Source organism: Cyclobacteriaceae bacterium (genome assembly GCA_025808415.1).
GTDB lineage: Bacteria > Bacteroidota > Bacteroidia > Cytophagales > Cyclobacteriaceae > UBA2336.
The window spans coordinates 610,361-627,324 of the sequence record CP075525.1 but is presented as its reverse complement, the minus strand read 5'-3'; the positions used below and the strand labels follow the sequence as shown (position 1 = coordinate 627,324).

Annotated in this window: 16 protein-coding genes; 9 read left to right on the top strand and 7 right to left on the bottom strand. The window is 43.6% G+C overall.

Features of this window, described 5'->3' with window-relative positions; translation table 11 throughout:
- Positions 1-15: 15 nt before the first annotated feature.
- The gene (locus KIT51_02890; GenBank protein UYN87240.1) at positions 16-2,484 is read left to right on the top strand and encodes a hypothetical protein; all 2,469 of its coding nucleotides are present in this window, start codon (positions 16-18) and stop codon (positions 2,482-2,484) included.
- A gap of 4 nt (positions 2,485-2,488) precedes the next feature.
- On the opposite strand, the gene KIT51_02885 is transcribed toward KIT51_02890, so the two are convergent.
- Together KIT51_02885 and KIT51_02880 are read right to left on the bottom strand one after the other, a co-directional pair.
- Positions 2,489-3,148: a DUF2461 domain-containing protein gene (locus tag KIT51_02885; protein ID UYN87239.1), complete on the bottom strand. Its 660-nt coding sequence runs from the start codon at positions 3,146-3,148 to the stop codon at positions 2,489-2,491.
- A gap of 59 nt (positions 3,149-3,207) precedes the next feature.
- On the bottom strand, positions 3,208-4,491 hold the full coding sequence (locus KIT51_02880; GenBank protein UYN87238.1) for a UDP-N-acetylmuramoyl-tripeptide--D-alanyl-D-alanine ligase: 1,284 nt from the start codon (positions 4,489-4,491) through the stop codon (positions 3,208-3,210).
- Positions 4,492-4,558: 67 nt separating this feature from the next.
- Here KIT51_02880 and KIT51_02875 point away from each other — a divergent pair, with 67 nt between their 5' ends.
- The 5 genes from KIT51_02875 to ftsY all read left to right on the top strand — a co-directional run bounded on the left by KIT51_02875 (position 4,559) and on the right by ftsY (position 8,536).
- Positions 4,559-6,748 (top strand): T9SS type A sorting domain-containing protein, encoded by a 2,190-nt coding sequence (locus tag KIT51_02875; protein ID UYN87237.1) that lies wholly within the window; start codon positions 4,559-4,561, stop codon positions 6,746-6,748.
- Positions 6,749-6,876: 128 nt separating this feature from the next.
- Positions 6,877-7,116, top strand: a complete 240-nt coding sequence (gene rpmB, locus KIT51_02870; GenBank protein UYN87236.1) for a 50S ribosomal protein L28 — start codon at positions 6,877-6,879, stop codon at positions 7,114-7,116.
- A 13-nt stretch (positions 7,117-7,129) separates the two neighbouring features.
- A complete protein-coding gene (gene rpmG, locus KIT51_02865) occupies positions 7,130-7,312 on the top strand; it encodes a 50S ribosomal protein L33 (GenBank protein ID UYN87235.1) in 183 nt (60 codons plus the stop codon).
- Between the two features lie 2 nt (positions 7,313-7,314).
- Positions 7,315-7,470, top strand: a complete 156-nt coding sequence (locus KIT51_02860; GenBank protein UYN87234.1) for a DUF4295 domain-containing protein — start codon at positions 7,315-7,317, stop codon at positions 7,468-7,470.
- A 106-nt stretch (positions 7,471-7,576) separates the two neighbouring features.
- The gene (gene ftsY, locus KIT51_02855) at positions 7,577-8,536 is read left to right on the top strand and encodes a signal recognition particle-docking protein FtsY (GenBank protein UYN87233.1); all 960 of its coding nucleotides are present in this window, start codon (positions 7,577-7,579) and stop codon (positions 8,534-8,536) included.
- Here the strand turns inward: ftsY and KIT51_02850 are convergent, their stop codons facing one another.
- Together KIT51_02850 and KIT51_02845 are read right to left on the bottom strand one after the other, a co-directional pair.
- Positions 8,537-9,148: a hypothetical protein gene (locus tag KIT51_02850; GenBank protein UYN87232.1), complete on the bottom strand. Its 612-nt coding sequence runs from the start codon at positions 9,146-9,148 to the stop codon at positions 8,537-8,539.
- A gap of 31 nt (positions 9,149-9,179) precedes the next feature.
- Positions 9,180-9,632 carry a hypothetical protein gene (locus KIT51_02845; protein UYN87231.1) on the bottom strand — a complete coding sequence of 151 codons (453 nt, stop codon included), beginning with the start codon at positions 9,630-9,632 and terminating at the stop codon, positions 9,180-9,182.
- 85 nt (positions 9,633-9,717) lie between these two features.
- Between KIT51_02845 and rimO the strand changes: the two genes are divergently transcribed.
- The 3 genes from rimO (at position 9,718) to KIT51_02830 (ending at position 13,250) form a co-directional block, all read left to right on the top strand.
- A complete protein-coding gene (rimO, locus tag KIT51_02840) occupies positions 9,718-11,031 on the top strand; it encodes a 30S ribosomal protein S12 methylthiotransferase RimO (protein ID UYN87230.1) in 1,314 nt (437 codons plus the stop codon).
- An 84-nt stretch (positions 11,032-11,115) separates the two neighbouring features.
- The gene (gene bshC, locus KIT51_02835; protein UYN87229.1) at positions 11,116-12,681 is read left to right on the top strand and encodes a bacillithiol biosynthesis cysteine-adding enzyme BshC; all 1,566 of its coding nucleotides are present in this window, start codon (positions 11,116-11,118) and stop codon (positions 12,679-12,681) included.
- A complete protein-coding gene (locus KIT51_02830) occupies positions 12,678-13,250 on the top strand; it encodes a 5-formyltetrahydrofolate cyclo-ligase (GenBank protein ID UYN87228.1) in 573 nt (190 codons plus the stop codon). The genes bshC and KIT51_02830 overlap by 4 nt, the downstream gene beginning before the upstream one ends.
- On the opposite strand, the gene KIT51_02825 is transcribed toward KIT51_02830, so the two are convergent.
- The 3 genes from KIT51_02825 to KIT51_02815 all read right to left on the bottom strand — a co-directional run bounded on the left by KIT51_02825 (position 13,247) and on the right by KIT51_02815 (position 16,963).
- Entirely contained in the window at positions 13,247-14,284 is a 1,038-nt protein-coding gene (locus KIT51_02825; protein ID UYN87227.1) for an agmatine deiminase family protein, read from the bottom strand. The genes KIT51_02830 and KIT51_02825 overlap by 4 nt on opposite strands.
- Before the next feature lie 77 nt (positions 14,285-14,361).
- Positions 14,362-15,207 carry a carbon-nitrogen hydrolase gene (locus KIT51_02820; GenBank protein ID UYN88480.1) on the bottom strand — a complete coding sequence of 282 codons (846 nt, stop codon included), beginning with the start codon at positions 15,205-15,207 and terminating at the stop codon, positions 14,362-14,364.
- 286 nt (positions 15,208-15,493) lie between these two features.
- Complete coding sequence (locus tag KIT51_02815) at positions 15,494-16,963, bottom strand: glutamate synthase subunit beta (GenBank protein ID UYN87226.1); 1,470 nt, start codon at positions 16,961-16,963, stop codon at positions 15,494-15,496.
- Between the last annotated feature and the right edge of the window lies 1 nt (position 16,964).

Here is a 16,964-nt window from a genome sequence, read left to right as displayed (position 1 = left end):
AACCATTTTTTAAACTTGAAAACCTTCCGGAAAGTCCTTTTTTATGTGGTTCTCGTCATCCTGGTAACGGTGGTGTCATTGGTTGTTTCTGCTTTTTTATTTAAAGACCAGATCATCAAGCAATTCATACTAAAGGCCAACGAACAACTGAGCACACCGGTAAAGATTGGCAAGATTGACGTTTCGGTTTTTCAAAGCTTCCCTAAAATATCCATCGTGTTTAGGGACGTATATGTAGAGGATAGCCACGAAGGTTTGTATCCCCTCCTTACTGCCAGGCAAATATCCTTTCACCTTAACCCTATGGACGTTTATCGTGGGGAGTATACCATACTGGGCTTAAAAGTAGTTGATAGTGAGGCAACCCTTAAAGTAAACGCAAAAGGAGAAAACAATTATACGATAACAAAAGAAACTTCAGGCGGTGGTCTTATACGCTTTGAATTGAAAAACGTGAACCTCAAAAACACACGCGTTCGATACATTGACCTTCAACGGGTTGATGAATTCATTTTTACAAGTGAGCAACTCTATGCTTCCATCAAAGCTGTAAACGATAGTTACTCGATTACTGCCAAAGGCGATGTGGACACAGAAAAAATCAACATTGGCAATCAATCCCTGTTGGAAGGAAAGTCATTCATAGTAACTACTGTACTTAACTATGATGATTCGGAAAAGTTGCTAACCATTCAATCAGCCGACTTGCAACTGGGCACTTCCTTGTTTGCTGTTAAAGGAACCTACTACTGGAAAGAGAACAGTACCATTAACCTGATAACAGAAGGCGAGAATACTGATATCCAAACCTTGCTTTCATTATTACCCGAGACAATAGCCGGAAGCTTTAGTCAGTATAAAAGCCGGGGCGATGTTTACTTTCGTGCCATCATGCAGGGTGAAATAAGTGAAAAGAAAAGCCCCGCTTTCTCGGCCAGCTTTGGGTTTTCAAAAGCCACACTCTTTCACCCACAGTATAAGTCGAAAATTGAAGAGGCCAGTATGGAAGGTTCTTTTGCCACATCCTCTTTACGCGATCCGGCAAAGGCTGTTTTGTCTTTAAAAAATATCCAGGGCAAACTCAACAATAATCCCTTTCAGGCCAACCTTATCGTGCGGAATTTCAACGACCCTGATGTGATACTGGATTTTAAAGGCGATGTAGATTCCGAAGCATTGACAAATTTTTACCCCATGGAGAACCTGAGGCAAGTAAACGGGGTATTGGCAGCTGACATTGCCTTTGAAGGAAAATTATCGTGGTTGAAAAACAAGACAACAGCACAACGCGTTTCTACACGTGGATCTATTGAGGCTTACGATTTAAGTTTTACCTATGGAAAAGACGAAGCTCAGTTAAAAAAACTGAATGGTGTATTCCAGTTTAACAACAACGACCTGGCGTTAAGTAACGTTAGCGCTTACCTTGGCTCCAGCGAAATCCGTTTAAACGGATTTTTTAAAAACATCATTACTTTTTTGCTATTCGATAATCAACCGGTAGGCATTGAAGCCGACCTGAAATCATCATTCATGAATGTTGATGAATTGTTTACCTATGCATTTGGCAAGGAAGTAAAAGGAAGTTCAACCGGGGAATATGAATTTCAAATCTCACCGCACGTCTATCTTAACTTTAACTGCGATGTTAGCAGGCTAAAATATAAAAGGTTTACCGGCCGCTCGCTTAAGGGCGACTTGCTGGTAAAAAACCAAGTGGCCGTTTCACGCAGCATTCAGGTAAAGACCATGGGCGGCAGCCTCGCCTTAACCGGTATTGTAGATGCAACCAACCGTAAGGCCATTGATGTCTCCAGCACATTCAAACTCGATGGCCTTTCTGTAGACAGTATTTTCTATGTATTCGAAAACTTTCAACAAACATTTATTCAGGATAAGCACTTGAAAGGAAAAGCCTTTGCCGATATAACCCTGGAACTTACGCTTAACCAAAACCTGAAACTTTTCCCCGAAACATTGGTAGCCGACATTACGGCCAACATAAAAAATGGTGAGCTTAACCAGTTTGAACCCCTTAAACGACTTAACCGGTACCTGGATGATGAAGGGCTATATGCTTTACGCTTTGCTGAACTGAAAAACGAAATCCATATTGAAAACAAGACCGTTTACATTCCGCAGATGGAGGTCCGCAGTAACGTTACCGTACTTCAGATCAGTGGTACACACACCTTTGATCAACACATTGATTACCGGATTGTTACCCCCCTAAACAACAGGAGAAAAATCGATATTACGGAAGCCAGTGGTGCCATTGAGGAAATGGAAGGACGCACCAAGCTTTACTTGAAAATAACCGGCACCACGGAAGATTATCGCGTTCAATATGATACAGAAGCCGTTAAGAAAAAAATAATTTCCGACCTGAAAAAAGAAGTACAGGAGTTAAAAGATGTTTTTAAAAACAAAAAGAAAAAGAAAGAGGTCGAACTTTCAAAAGACGAGTTTGACTGGGACAATTAAGATTTTAACTAATCGCTTCGTTCAAAAAATCGTTTAGCGGCTTTAGGGCCTTGCATACTTCCGCAACCCGCTTCCCAAACTTTTTGTCCTTCACCTGTGTGTCATTAAAATAATAGGAAACCACAAAGCTTTTATTCTTTAACAATTCAAGGTGTGGATGATCTTTAGCATAGCCTTTGGGCGCTGTTTTTAACCGGTCGAAATCATCAAGGCCGGAAAAGTACTTTTTGAATCTTTTATCTTTAAGTATTTTCAAAAAATTTTCGGCATTATAATCAATCTCCTGACGCACCCTGGCAAGATTATCGGCATTGGGCATATACAATCCTCCCGCAACAAAACTTTTACCGGGTTCAATGTGCACGTAATAACCCGGTTCTTGTTCCATTTTGCCATGGGCAGAAAAACCAGCTCCCAGGTTTACTTTATAAGGCCGTTTGTCTTTGCTGAAGCGCACATCGCGATAAATGCGAAAAGCCTGCTTGCGCGGGTTCAAACCAGCAAGGCTTTCATCAAATTTTAATAATTCTTTGTGCAACTCTTCCAGAAAATCATCGAATGCAGTTTTAGCTTCGAGGTACCGGGGTTTATTTTTTTCAAACCAATCACGGTCATTATTCTTCGAAATGTCTTTCAGGAATTTTAAGATTCTATCGAACGGCATAGGTGAAAAAATTAGTAGCTGAATCAAAACACGAAGCGCACTTTATGGTATAATCTGAACTATAAAGCATCCATCACCGCCTCCAATCCAATTCCCCTGGATGCCTTTACTAAAACCGTTGCCTGGTTGATGGGGTTTTGCCGTAAATAATCAAGCAGCAACTCTTTTTTGTAAAAGTGCCGGGCTTTTGGGAGCTCTTGTAATGCTGCGGTCATTAATTCACCACATAATAGCACATCGGTAAAACCAAGTTCTCGGATAAACTTCCCCAGGTTGCGGTGTTCTGCCTCTGCCTCCTCTTCCAGTTCAAACATATCGCCCAAAATCAAAACCTTTCTAAGAGCCCTCATACCGGCCAGGGTTTCAATAGCAGCCGCCATAGAGCTGGGGTTGGCATTGTAAGCATCCAGCAAAATAGTATTCGTTCCCTTCTTTATAACCTGCGACCGCATATTAGCCGGTACGTAGTCAGCAATGGCTTTATTTGCCAGTTTTGCATCTACACCAAAATATTTCCCAACACATAAGGCAACTGCTATATTTTCAAAATTGTACTGACCAATTAGCTGCGTTTGAACCTCATCGCCCGATTCAGTTTTAATTTTGATATACGGATCGGCTCCCACCAGTTCACATTGGTAATAATCTCCAACAGCAGGATAAAACAACGGATTACTAAACCGCTTCGCCATGTTGGTCAAAATACGATTCTGTGAATTGATAAATACAACGCCACCCTGCTGTATTAAATGATTATACAATTCTGACTTACCGCGAATAATATTATCAAATCCACCAAACGTGCCGATGTGGGCTTTTCCAATATTGGTAATAAATCCATGGGTTGGGTTTGCCATGTTGCACAGTTCAGCGATTTCACCAACATGGTTAGCCCCCATTTCAATTACAGCCATTTCAACTGAGTGATCGATGGAAAGCAAGGACAGGGGCACACCAATGTGATTGTTCAGGTTTCCTTTTGTGGCAAAGGTTTTATACGTTGTGGCCAGCACGGCATACAACAATTCTTTTGAGGTGGTCTTTCCGTTTGATCCCGTAAGCCCGATTACCGGAATGGTTAGTTGGTCGCGGTGATATCGGGCCAACTGCTGCAAAGTTTTCAGTACATCGCTCACCACCACGTAACGGTTATCTTTGGCAAAACCAACATCATCTATTACAGCCAATTGAGCGCCCTTTGCCAATGCCTCTTCGGCAAACTGATTGGCATTGAATTTATCGCCTCGCAATGCAAAAAAAATCGAACCGGGCGTGATCTGCCGTGTATCGGTAGAAACTTTACCGCTCTTCAGGTAGTTTTGATATAAGTTCTGAATATCCATGATTATCTTACCCACCAAGATAACAGGAGGATAAACGCCAGCGTTAAATCATCATAAAAAAGTTTCCATGCGCCTGATTGTAGTTTTTGTTTTTGTTACGCGCTTCGCGGTGGCGCAATTCACCTACACGTTTCATCAGCAGGTGCCTGTTATCGTGGGGCAGGATACGTTAAAAATGCCGTGGGCGGGTGGATTAAATACGGCTCAGTTCAATACAATTGATTTAGATGGTGATGGGAAAAACGACCTGGCTTTATTCGATCGTATGGCCAACCGGGTTATCACTTTTCTGAATGTCGATAATACCTGGAAATATGCGCCAGAATATGAACCCTTCTTTCCGGATGAAGTATCCGGATTTATGATCTTGCGCGACTACAACTGCGATGGGAAAAAAGATTTATTTACAAAGGATGTTCAGGGTGTAAAAGTTTTCAGAAACACCACGCAAGCCGGTCAGCCTCTTTCGTGGGAACAGGTACTTTTTTATACAGGTTATCCCGGGGCCAAAAGCCCGGTTTTGCTAACAAAAGGTTTCTCCGGAAAAATCAACCTTCAACTGCAGGCCGATGATTTACCCGCGTTGGTAGACTTAGATGGCGATGGGGACCTGGACATCCTGAACGTTAAATTTGTCGGCTCCAGCACCATTGAATTCCACAAAAACTTCAGCAAGGAACGCTACGGCACCTGCGACTCGTTGGACTTTGAGCGCATCACACAAACGTGGGGCGATGTAGAAGAATGTGATTGCGGGGTATTTGCTTTTGGTGAACCCTGCAACACAGGCGGACGCACCAAGCATGCCGGTGGCAAAAGCCTGCTCGCCCTCGACTTGGACAACGATGGCGATATGGATATCCTCTTTTCGGAAGCCGGATGTACACGGATCTATCAACTTACCAACACCGGCACCCATGAAACCCCGCTGATTACATCGGCCTCAAACTTTCCTTCCGGTGCACCCATTTCCATTCTTCAATTTCCAGCCGTATTCTATGAAGATGTGGACTTTGACGGAAGGAAAGATCTCATGGCTTCGCCCAGCATTTTTGCGCGCGAATTTATTCAAACCGACCTGCAACAATCTACCTGGTTTTATAAGAATACCGGTACGCAGCAGCTTCCACAATTTACTTTTGAAAGAAGAAATTTCCTTCAACACGAGATGATTGACGTAAGCGACAACGCTGTTCCTGCCTTTTACGATGCCGATGGTGATGGAGACCTTGACATGTTTATTGGCACGTTTGTAAACGGAACCCGCGGATCAATCTACTATTATGAAAACATAGGCAATCGCAACGACCCGGTATTTAAACTGGTAACGGATAATTTACTTGGTCTTTCATTCTATAATTTCACCAACATCAAACCCCAGTTTGCCGATGTAAATGGCGATGCAAAAATGGATTTGGTTTTTACGGCATCCAATGCAACTGGCATTGGCACCAATTTGTACTACGTACTTAATAACAATAATGTAGGCTTGAATTTCAACGAACAGCAGGTGCAATCGTTGAACTTCCCGATTTTCTCATCCGAGAATATTTTAGTGACCGATATCAACAACGACCTTAAACCCGATTTACTGGTAGGCAAGCGCGATGGCTCATTGCAATATTGGCAAAATATGGGAACAACCTCTGTACCTGTTTTTATCCTTACCAACAATGCTTACCTGGGGTTGGGTGCCAGCATTTTACGGCAAAACCTTTCCATGGCGGTTGGCGACTTAAATGCCGATGGCTTGCCCGATCTTATCCTGGGTGACCAAAATGGCAAACTATCCATCATCAATAATTTCAAGGAAGGCACAAACGCCAATAATGCCGTTACTGATATTATCTATAACCCACTTAATCAAAATTATGTAAGCCATAACCTGGGTGGTCGGGTGTGGCCCGCCATTGCAAACCTATTTAACACCACAAAACCCGCTATTGTGGCAGGCAATATCCTGGGCGGCTTGCACATGCTTCAGCACGATGAAAGTGTGGCTTTACCGGAAGATCCGCAAATAACCATTTACCCAAATCCCGTAAGGCTTGACCTTTCGCCCACAATTAATATTAGTGTAGACCGGCCTGCAATGGCCTATGTGCTATCCCTTACCGGTCAGGAAGTTGGCCAACCTATACTGCTACAAGGCCAGCAGCTTTACCAATTCAAAGTCGATTCCCTGGCTCCGGGCATGTACATCATGCGGTTTTTCATAAACCAAAAGTCGTATGCACGAAGGTTTATCGTGCATTAAATGCTTTCATAATGCCGATTTTCAGCCCCAAAACCGCACCAAAGCTAATTTTGGCTTAGGCTTGGAAAATTGGGGGTGTTTTCCCGATATTTGCAGTCCCTTTTTAAGGGGTAAACTATTAAAAGCACATGGCGCGAGTTTGTGAAATTACCGGAAAACGGCCTCAGGTTGGAAACAACGTTTCCCACGCGAACAATAAAACCAAGCGCAGGTTCTATCCGAACCTTCAAAAGAAGCGTTTTTTTGTTCCTGAGGAAGGGAAATGGATTACCTTAAAAGTATCCACAAAGGCTATCAAAACGATCAATAAGCTGGGTATTTCTGCGGTTTTGAAAGAAGCAAAACAAAAAGGAACCCTGGCTAAATAAATAAGAAGCAATCATGGCAAAGAAAGGCAACAGGATTCAGGTGATTTTAGAGTGCACAGAGCACAAGGCTACCGGTATGCCGGGCATGAGCCGTTACATCACTACCAAAAACCGTAAAAACACTACCGAGCGCCTGGAGTTGAAGAAATACAACCCCATCCTCAAAAAAGTAACTGTTCACAAAGAAATTAAGTAATCATGGCAAAGAAGGTTGTTGCTACATTGAAAAAAGGTGACGGAAAAAACTTCGCGAAAGTGATCCGTGCCGTAAAGTCTGAGAAAACCGGTGCTTACACATTCAAGGAAGAAATCGTTCCTGCCGAATTGGTGAAGGAAGTATTGGCCAAGAAGTAAGCATTCAGGAACGAAGCATTGCAAAAAGTCCCTGTTGGGACTTTTTTTATACCCATTCAGTAACAGCTCGCTATAGAGTTGGGATTAATTTTTACTAAGTTGTGCTATGGCATTTTTAGGCGGATTATTCTCTAAAGAAAAAAAAGAGTCGTTGGATAAAGGGCTCGAAAAAACTTCCAGCAATATCTTCAGCCGTCTGGGTAAAGCTCTTGTGGGTAAATCTACCGTTGACGATGATGTGCTGGACAACCTGGAAGAAATCCTGGTATCGTCCGATGTAGGCATCAACACCACATTGAAAATTATTGAACGCATCCAACAACGGGTAGCGCGCGATAAATACCTGGGCACAGGTGAACTTGACAAAATACTTAAAGAAGAAATCGCTGCTTTGCTTTCCGAAAACCAATCTGCCGATCAGGCAGATTTTGACATCCCGGGAGGTAAAAAGCCCTATGTAATAATGGTGGTAGGGGTAAACGGTGTTGGGAAAACAACCACCATAGGCAAGTTATCTGCCCAATTTAACGAGCGAGGCAAATCGGTAGTGTTGGGCGCAGCAGATACATTTCGTGCTGCTGCGGTAGATCAATTAAAACTTTGGGGTGAACGCGTTGGTGTGCCTGTGATTAGTAAAGGCATGAACACCGACCCTTCCGCTGTAGCTTTTGAAGCCGTGCAGGAAGGCGTTAAGCTGGACGCTGACATTATCATTATTGATACCGCAGGACGTTTGCACACCAAAGTTAACCTGATGAACGAGCTCTCGAAAATCAGAAGGGTGATGCAGAAAGTAATACCGGATGCGCCACACGAAGTGTTGCTGGTGTTGGATGGCAGCACCGGGCAAAATGCGGTAATCCAGGCCCGCGAATTTACCAAGGCTACTGATGTTACTGCTTTGGCCATAACCAAACTTGATGGTACCGCTAAGGGCGGTGTGGTCATCGGCATATCGGATGAGTTTAAAATCCCGGTGAAGTACATTGGTGTGGGCGAAAAAATTGGCGACTTGCAGGTATTCAACAAAGCCGAGTTTGTTGATTCGCTCTTCCGGAAAGGGTGATTACTTTTTTACACCCTTAAACGGCACCCGAACTAAAACATAATAGGTAAATCCCCAGGTTGTATTTTTATCGGTGCGGCCATAGCCCGGCACATCATAGGGAACCAAACCACTGGATTCATTTGTATTCAACCCGAATTTATAACGAATGGTATAGCCCATCCACAACACGCTGAACATCCGCACCCGTAAACCGGTTGTCAACTCAGCCCAAGAGGCGCCAACATCGATATTTTCATTTTGAATGATGCCCTCACCAAAAACCGGATCATTTACCCGGGTAATCAGCTGCTCAGAAAACGAACCCCGTGCATAGCGAAGGCCCAGAAAAAAATTATTCCGTTCAGGGTCGTTCTTTAAAAAATTCATATCAACCCCTGCACGCCAAAAATTTCCCCGATTGGAGTAGGTGTCATTTTCAGAACTAAGATCGCGAGACCATCGGCCCGCTTCAAGCACCAGGTAATACCTATCAAAATCGATATCAGCCGCTGCTTCCCATCCGCTAAACTTTGGCTCAATAGGAGTGCGAATAATACTGATCATATCCACGCCAAACCGAACACCGGTAGGTACGTAACTCCGTTCCACCGTATCGGCCTTTTGAGCCATTACATGTAGTGCTATAATTAAAAAAAATATGCTAATTAAATATCTCAATGTTAACAGTACGGTTTCGGGTAAGCTGACGGTTTACGACTCGGACAGAATCGAATGTGGTATTTAAAATTTCCAGCGATGACAGAAAAATTTCGCTGCCGCATTCATCCGAAATGAAGCGCGCTTCCCTTCTATATCCTACCAACAATTCCTTCTGGTTCTGGTGAAAATAAAATGTAAAAAAAGTTTCGTTGCTAAATGGGCTTACCGCAAGGATTGCATTGGTGCCCCGCAGGGTATCCGGCACATTACCCGGGCTATAAAAAATACTATCGGCACCAGTGGCCACAACCTGGTACAGCACAACGGTGTCCCTCACTCCGCCTTCCAACTTCCTGAAGGCAACAACCAGGGCCGTATCAGCTGTGCGCAAACAATCGGGCTGGTCCAAACAGGAAAACAAGGGTAAAAACAGTATCCAAAACGCTTTTTTCACGGTTGTAAAGATAGTTTTTGATCCCCAAGGCCAAACTTCACGCCCGTTTATTTTTAGTACTTTTGCGGATTCTTATCCGGCTTACGTGAAAACAAAAGGAAACAGGAAAACAAAAGTCAACATTGTTACGCTGGGGTGCTCCAAAAATGTGGTGGACTCAGAAGTATTGCTGACCCAACTTCGGGGCAACGGCATTGAGGCCATACATGAATCCAAAACCGATGATGCCAGCGTAGTGGTTATTAACACATGCGGTTTTATTGACAATGCCAAGCAGGAATCGATTGACACCATATTGCGCTATGTTGATGCCAAAGAAGAAGGTATTGTTGACAAGGTTTATGTTACCGGATGCCTGTCAGAACGCTATAAAACTGATCTGGAAAAAGAAATTCCGGATGTAGATGCCTGGTTTGGAACGCGTGATTTGTCGCGCTTACTCAAGCAGTTCAAAGCTGATTACAAGCAAGAACTGGTTGGCGAGCGAATCCTCACCAACCCCAGCCACTATGCCTACATGAAAATTTCAGAAGGCTGCGACCGCCCGTGTTCTTTTTGTGCTATTCCGCTTATGCGTGGCAAGCACATTTCACGGCCTATGGAGGAACTTGTGCTGGAAGCGAAAAATCTGGCGAAAGGTGGCACTAAAGAATTACTACTCATTGCCCAGGATTCAACCTATTACGGACTCGATCTTTATAAGAAACGAAACCTGGCTGAATTACTGCAACGGCTTTCCGATGTGGAAGGCATTGACTGGATCAGGTTGCACTATGCTTTTCCGTCAGGCTTTCCGTTGGATGTGCTTGATGTAATGGCCGAACGCACCAACATCTGTAATTATTTGGATATTCCTTTACAGCATGGCTCAAGTCGCATATTACAACTCATGCGCAGAGGCACTACCCGTGAAAAAACAGAAGAGCTATTACAAACCATTCGCGATAAAGTTCCGGGTATCGCCATTCGTACAACACTTATCGCGGGCCATCCCGGGGAAACGGAAGAAGACTTTCAGGAGATGGTTGATTTTGTAGAAAAATCCAGGTTCGACAGGTTGGGGGTTTTTAGCTACTCGCACGAAGAAAATACCCACGCTTATTCCATGGTTGATGATGTGCCCGCTGAAGTCAAGCAGCAACGCATAGATGAGATCATGGAAATTCAGCAAGGGATTTCACTGGAGCTGAACCAGGAAAAAATTGGTAAGACTTTTAAGGTGCTGATCGATCGTAAAGAAGGCGGTGAATTTATCGGACGAACGGAGTTTGATTCACCCGAAGTGGATAATGAAGTGATCATTAGTGCGGCACAGGAATACCTTCGTATTGGGGATTTTACTAACATCAACATTACTTCAGCCACTGAATTCGACCTGTACGGAGAAGTAGCGAAGTAATCTTCGTGTAAATTATGTGGAACTCAATGGCGAAATAAACGTTATTTCGGTATGTTTTTACTCACCTCAAGCTGTTGTTAACCCATGCACCGCCAGAAAATTCCTTTTGAGGCCACCAACTCGTTTACCCCGTTTTTTCTGGACTATATCCACCAAAAGGAATCGCTGAAACCCTTTTATGGTCGCTTCCCAACCGTTGCAAATTTCAGTGATCAACTCAAAGAAAAGTCTGCTTCTTTTGCGGTTCAAAACCGGGAAGTATTAGTAGCCGCTTTACAACAACAGTACAAACCTTTTGACATTGCTGAACAGGTTAAAACCAACCTGGAAAAACTAAAACATAAAACCACCTTCACCGTAACAACCGGTCATCAGCTAAATGTTTTTACTGGTCCTCTTTATTTCATTTATAAAATCGTTACGGTTATCAATACCTGTAAACGACTAAAGAAAGCCTATCCAGATTACGATTTTATTCCGGTTTATTGGATGGCCGCGGAGGATCATGACTATGAGGAGATCAGGAGTTTCCGGTTATATGGCAAGAAGTACACCTGGGAAACCAATCAGCAAGGAGCTGTCGGCAGGTTTAACACCAACGATTTTAAAAAACTGCTGGCTGATATTCCGGGAGACATCAATCTGTTTAAAGAAGCTTACACCAAGCACAAAAAATTAAGTGATGCCGTTCGCTATTATGTGAACGCATTGTTTGGCAACGAGGGGTTGATTGTTGTTGATGGTGATGATCAGGCGTTAAAAAAATTATTCATTCCGGCTATTGAGCAGGATCTTTTTGAGCAACGCCATAAACCAGTTGTTGACAAAGCTGATGCCGCATTAGAAGCAATCGGGTACAAAACTCAAATTCATTGTCGTGAAATAAATCTTTTTTACCTGGAAGATGGATTAAGAAATAGAATTGAAAAAATTGGAAATAACTTCAACGTAGTCGATGCTAACATTTCCTTTACAGAATCTGAACTACGAGAGCTGGTACAGAAATCGCCAGAAAAATTCAGTCCCAACGTGGTGCTGCGCCCACTGTACCAGGAAATGATTTTGCCAAACCTGGGCTACGTTGGTGGCCCCGCAGAGGTGGTGTACTGGCTTCAGCTTAAAGGCGTTTTTGAACAGCATGACACTGCATTTCCGATATTGATGCCTCGTAATTTTGCTTTGGTGTTGGATTCACCAACCGAACGAAAGCTTACCAAAACAGGCCTTACACTCGAGGATTTTTTCTTAGACAAGCATCATCTCTTCAATAAGGTTGCCCTAAAATTTTCCGCCAGCCCGATTATGCTGAACGGTGAAAAAGATTCCATTATTAAGCATTTTAAGGTTATCCAGCAGAATGCACTAGCTATTGATAAAACGCTTGGCGGATTGGTCGATGCAGAAAAACAACGGGCCATTAATAGTCTGGAGAAAATTGAAAAGAAACTGCTCAAGGCTGAAAAAAGAAAACAATCGGATCGCTTACAGCAGGTTGAAGCCGTAAAGGACAATTTGTTTCCAAACGGAAGTTTACAGGAACGCACGGATAACTTTCTGAATTTCTATCAGCAAGACCCAAATTTTATTGCCTCATTGATCCAGCATTTCGATCCATTTGATTTCAGCTTCAACGTGCTCCACTATTCATGACCAAACAAGAGCTTCGCAAAGTCTACCTCGAAAAACGAATGGCACTTAGCGAAGCTGAGTACCAACAATTGAATTACAGGCTCTGCGAAAATTTCTTTACTCATATTGACCTGTCTTTTCTAAAGGTCATTCACACCTTTCTGCCTTTAGTTGAAAAGCGAGAGCCGGATACCTGGCTGATTATCGATCGCATCCGAAGAGAGTTTCCGCACATACGGTTAAGCATTCCGAAAGTAAACCCTGAAACCAATCAGCTTGATAATTATTTTTTTGAAGGCTTACATCAACTAAAGAAAAATGAATGGGGCATTATGGAACCACAACAAGGTATACCAACACCTCCCGAAAAAATTGACTTAGTGCTGGTTCCGCTGTTGGCCTTTGATAAGCAAGGCAACCGGGTAGGATATGGCAAGGGGTATTATGATAAGTTTCTGGCAACCTGTAATCCTTCGTGCACATTTGTTGGTGTCTCACTTTTTGCCCCTGTTGACAGGATTGACGACATCCATTCAAATGACTTTTTATTATCGTCAACAATTACCCCACAACAGGTTTACTATTTCTAAACCTCAGGCTCCTGTTGGCTCAGGCAATGAAAGGAACCTAATCCCCAGATTATGTCAGTCGAGTCAAGACCAATTACTGTTCGATCCTTAAAACATTCCTGAAGAATGGCACAGGCCTTATCATCGTTTTTATCACGGAAGGTTGGCACGACAATATACTTGTTGGTGATATAAAAGTTGGCATAGGATGTTGGCAGACGCATGCCTTCGTAAACCAGGGGCGAAGGCATGGGCAATTCAATAATATTCATCTGCTTGCCACTCTCAAGCCGAAGGGTCTTTAACAACTTCAAATTTTCCTGAAGTGGTTCATAGTTCGGGTCTTGTTTATTCGTCTCAACTACTGTTACAACAGTGTCTTCATTCACAAACCGCGTCAGGTCATCAATGTGGCCATCGGTATCATCGCCCTCAATGCCATCGCCTAACCAAAGTATATGGTCAACACCATAGTAACTATGCAGATATTCTTCAATTTGCTTTTGGGTGAGTTGCGGGTTACGGTTTGGATTTAATAAGCAGGCTGTTGTTGTCAATAAAGTTCCTTTACCATTAAATTCTACAGAACCACCCTCCATGACAATGCCCGGATGAAATACCGGGATGTTATAATGCTTTGCAATTAATGTTGGTATAATATCATCCAAATCATACGGTGGATACTTTCCGCCCCACGCATTGTAGCCCCAGTCAACGATTGCTTTCTTTTGTTCGGCTTTAGGATTAATAAGAAAAGCCGGGCCATGATCCCTGCACCAGGCATCGTTGGTAGGGTGAAAGAAAAAATTAATCTTCGAGAGATCAGCCTTTACTTTTTCCAGTTGCTGAACAGCAAACTGTTTCATGGCTTCATCAACAACATTAATGTTCACCAACTCACCTTCTGCTACAAGTTTTACAAACTGGGCATACACCGGAAAAATGGTATGGATTTTTCCGGGCCATGAAGCTTCCTTGTGCGGCCAGCTAAGCCAGGTGGCAGTGTGTTTGGCAAATTCTGCTGGAAAATAGTAACCGAGTTGTTTTGGAGTCATACCATTAGTTGTTGGTTGTTAGTTGTTAGTTCATGGTTAATTTTTCTAACAACCATCAACGAAAAACTAACAACTGTTTAGTCTTCATCAATAAAACGTTTGGTTATGGGCTGATAGGAATCAATCCTCCTGTCGCGCAGAAACGGCCAATGCGTTCTGTAGCTGTCAGTCTTATTCAGATCAACCTCAAGCACATGCACTTCTTCCTGATCGTGTGAAGCTTTGTACAGAATGCTACCGAAAGGATTTGCTATAAATGAACCGCCCCAAAACTTCATTCTTCCTTCTTGTTCAAAACCAACACGATTCACACTTACAACATGTACTCCGTTGGCCACGGAATGACTTCGCTGTATGGTTTGCCAGGCATTGTATTGTTCGGTGTTGGTCGCCTCATCCTGTGATGTTGCCCACCCGATAGCCGTGGGATAAAATAACACTTCGGCACCCATAAGTGAAGTTATGCGTGCAGCTTCAGGATACCATTGATCCCAGCAGATAAGTACACCAATGGTGGCAAATTTTGTTTTGAACACTTTGTACCCCAAATCGCCTGGTGTGAAATAAAATTTTTCAAAATACGATGGATCATCCGGGATGTGCATTTTTCTATACTTACCCAGGTACGAACCATCGGCATCAAGCACAGCGGTTGTATTATGGTAGATGCCCTGTGTGCGCTTTTCAAATAATGAAGCTATTATAACCACACCCAATTCTTTCGCTATAGCCGTCAACGCATCGGTTGATGGTCCCGGAATGGCTTCGGCCAACTTGAAGTTTTCGTAATCCTCTACATCACAAAAATAAAGTGAGGTAAAAAGCTCTTGCAGGCAAACAATTTGTGCGCCCTTCTTTGCGGCCTCACGAATACCTTTAATGGCTTTGTGAAGATTTTCCTCTTTGTTGTTCGTGCACGACATCTGCACGGTGCCTATTTTAACAAGTTTACTGGCCACGCTACTGAAATTTAGGTGGTAAAATTACTCCGATTAATTAAGTCCGGAAAGCGTGGCGTGAGAAAAGTATATAGCCGACTTATTGTGCCAAGCAATCCATCATAAGAAACATGGTTTGTGAGGACACAAACCACAGAAGTAGAGTATAAAATTGATTTATTGCTCCATACCGCACAGATCGTAAAAAAACGTGGTTCGTGAGGACACGAACCACGGACTTAGAAGTAATAACAAGTATATCAGGTCCTGATCAGACAGAAACCCTTACAAAGGATTCGTCTTTTGATTCAAGCTTCGATTCGCCCATCAGCCATTCATCGACTGCGCGCGCAGCTTCCCGGCCTTCGGATATAGCCCACACCACCAGCGATTGTCCCCTGCGGATGTCGCCTGCAGCAAATATGCCTACCTGGTTTGTTTGGTATTGCTGGGTTTTGATATTGCCCCGCTCGTCCAGTTCAAGGTCTAATTCCTTAACAAGCCCGCCTTTTTCAGCCCCGGTAAAGCCAATGGCCAACAAGGCCAACTCGCACGGTATAATGCGTTCTGAATCTTTCCGCTCAACAAAACCCTGCTTTCCATTTTCCCCAATCGTCCACTCAATGTCCACCACTTTTAAACCGGTAAGCCTGTTGAGATGATCGCCTATAAATTCTTTTGTCAGTATAGCCCACTTACGATCCACACCTTCTTCGTGTGAAGAAGAGGTGTTCAACACCATAGGCCACAACGGCCAGGGATTGGTTTCTTCATTTCGTGTAAGTGAAGGTTTGGCCAGCAGTTCAATTTGCGTTACCGACTTTGCCCCCTGCCGGTTTGAGGTTCCAACACAATCCGAACCGGTATCCCCACCGCCAATTACCAACACTTGTTTTCCACCGGCCAGAATATCACCCGAAAAAATCCGGTCACCGGCAACGCGTTTGTTTTGCTGACTGAGAAAATCCATCGCAAAGTGAACACCTTGTAACGGTCGTCCCGGAATGGGTAAATCACGCGGAGCGGAAGCACCACCACAAACAACTACCGCATCAAATTCATCGTGTAAAAATTTCGCGCTAATATTTACACCAACATGCGCATTGACCCGAAAAATTATACCTTCCTGCTCCAGCAATTTCAATCTTCGGTCCAGTACTTTTTTCTCGAGTTTAAAATCAGGGATACCATAACGAAGCAATCCGCCAATACGATCACTTCGCTCAAACACGGTAACCCAATGACCTGCCTTATTAAGTTGAGCGGCAGCGGCTAAACCTGCAGGGCCCGATCCTACTACAGCAACGCGTTTGCCGGTTCGGTGTTTGGGTGGTTGTGGTTTTATATAGCCTCGCTCAAAAGCAGTCTCGGCAATACTTTTCTCGATGTATTCAATGGCCACCGGTTTGTTGTTGATGCTCAGCACACAGCTGGCCTCACACGGTGCCGGGCAAATTCTTCCGGTAAACTCAGGGAAATTATTTGTTGTACTCAGTATCGTAATTGCTTCTTCCCAATCACCACGATAAACAGCATCATTAAAATCAGGAATGGTATTGCCCAGCGGGCAACCATGGTGACAAAATGGAACACCGCAATCCATACAACGGGTCGACTGTGTATGGACATGTTGATGATCCAAGGGCGGATAAATTTCCTTATAATCTTTAATCCGCTCGTGCGGATCGCGAGTCTTGGGCATCTCGCGGTTGAATTTCATAAATCCGTCTGGCTGGCCCATA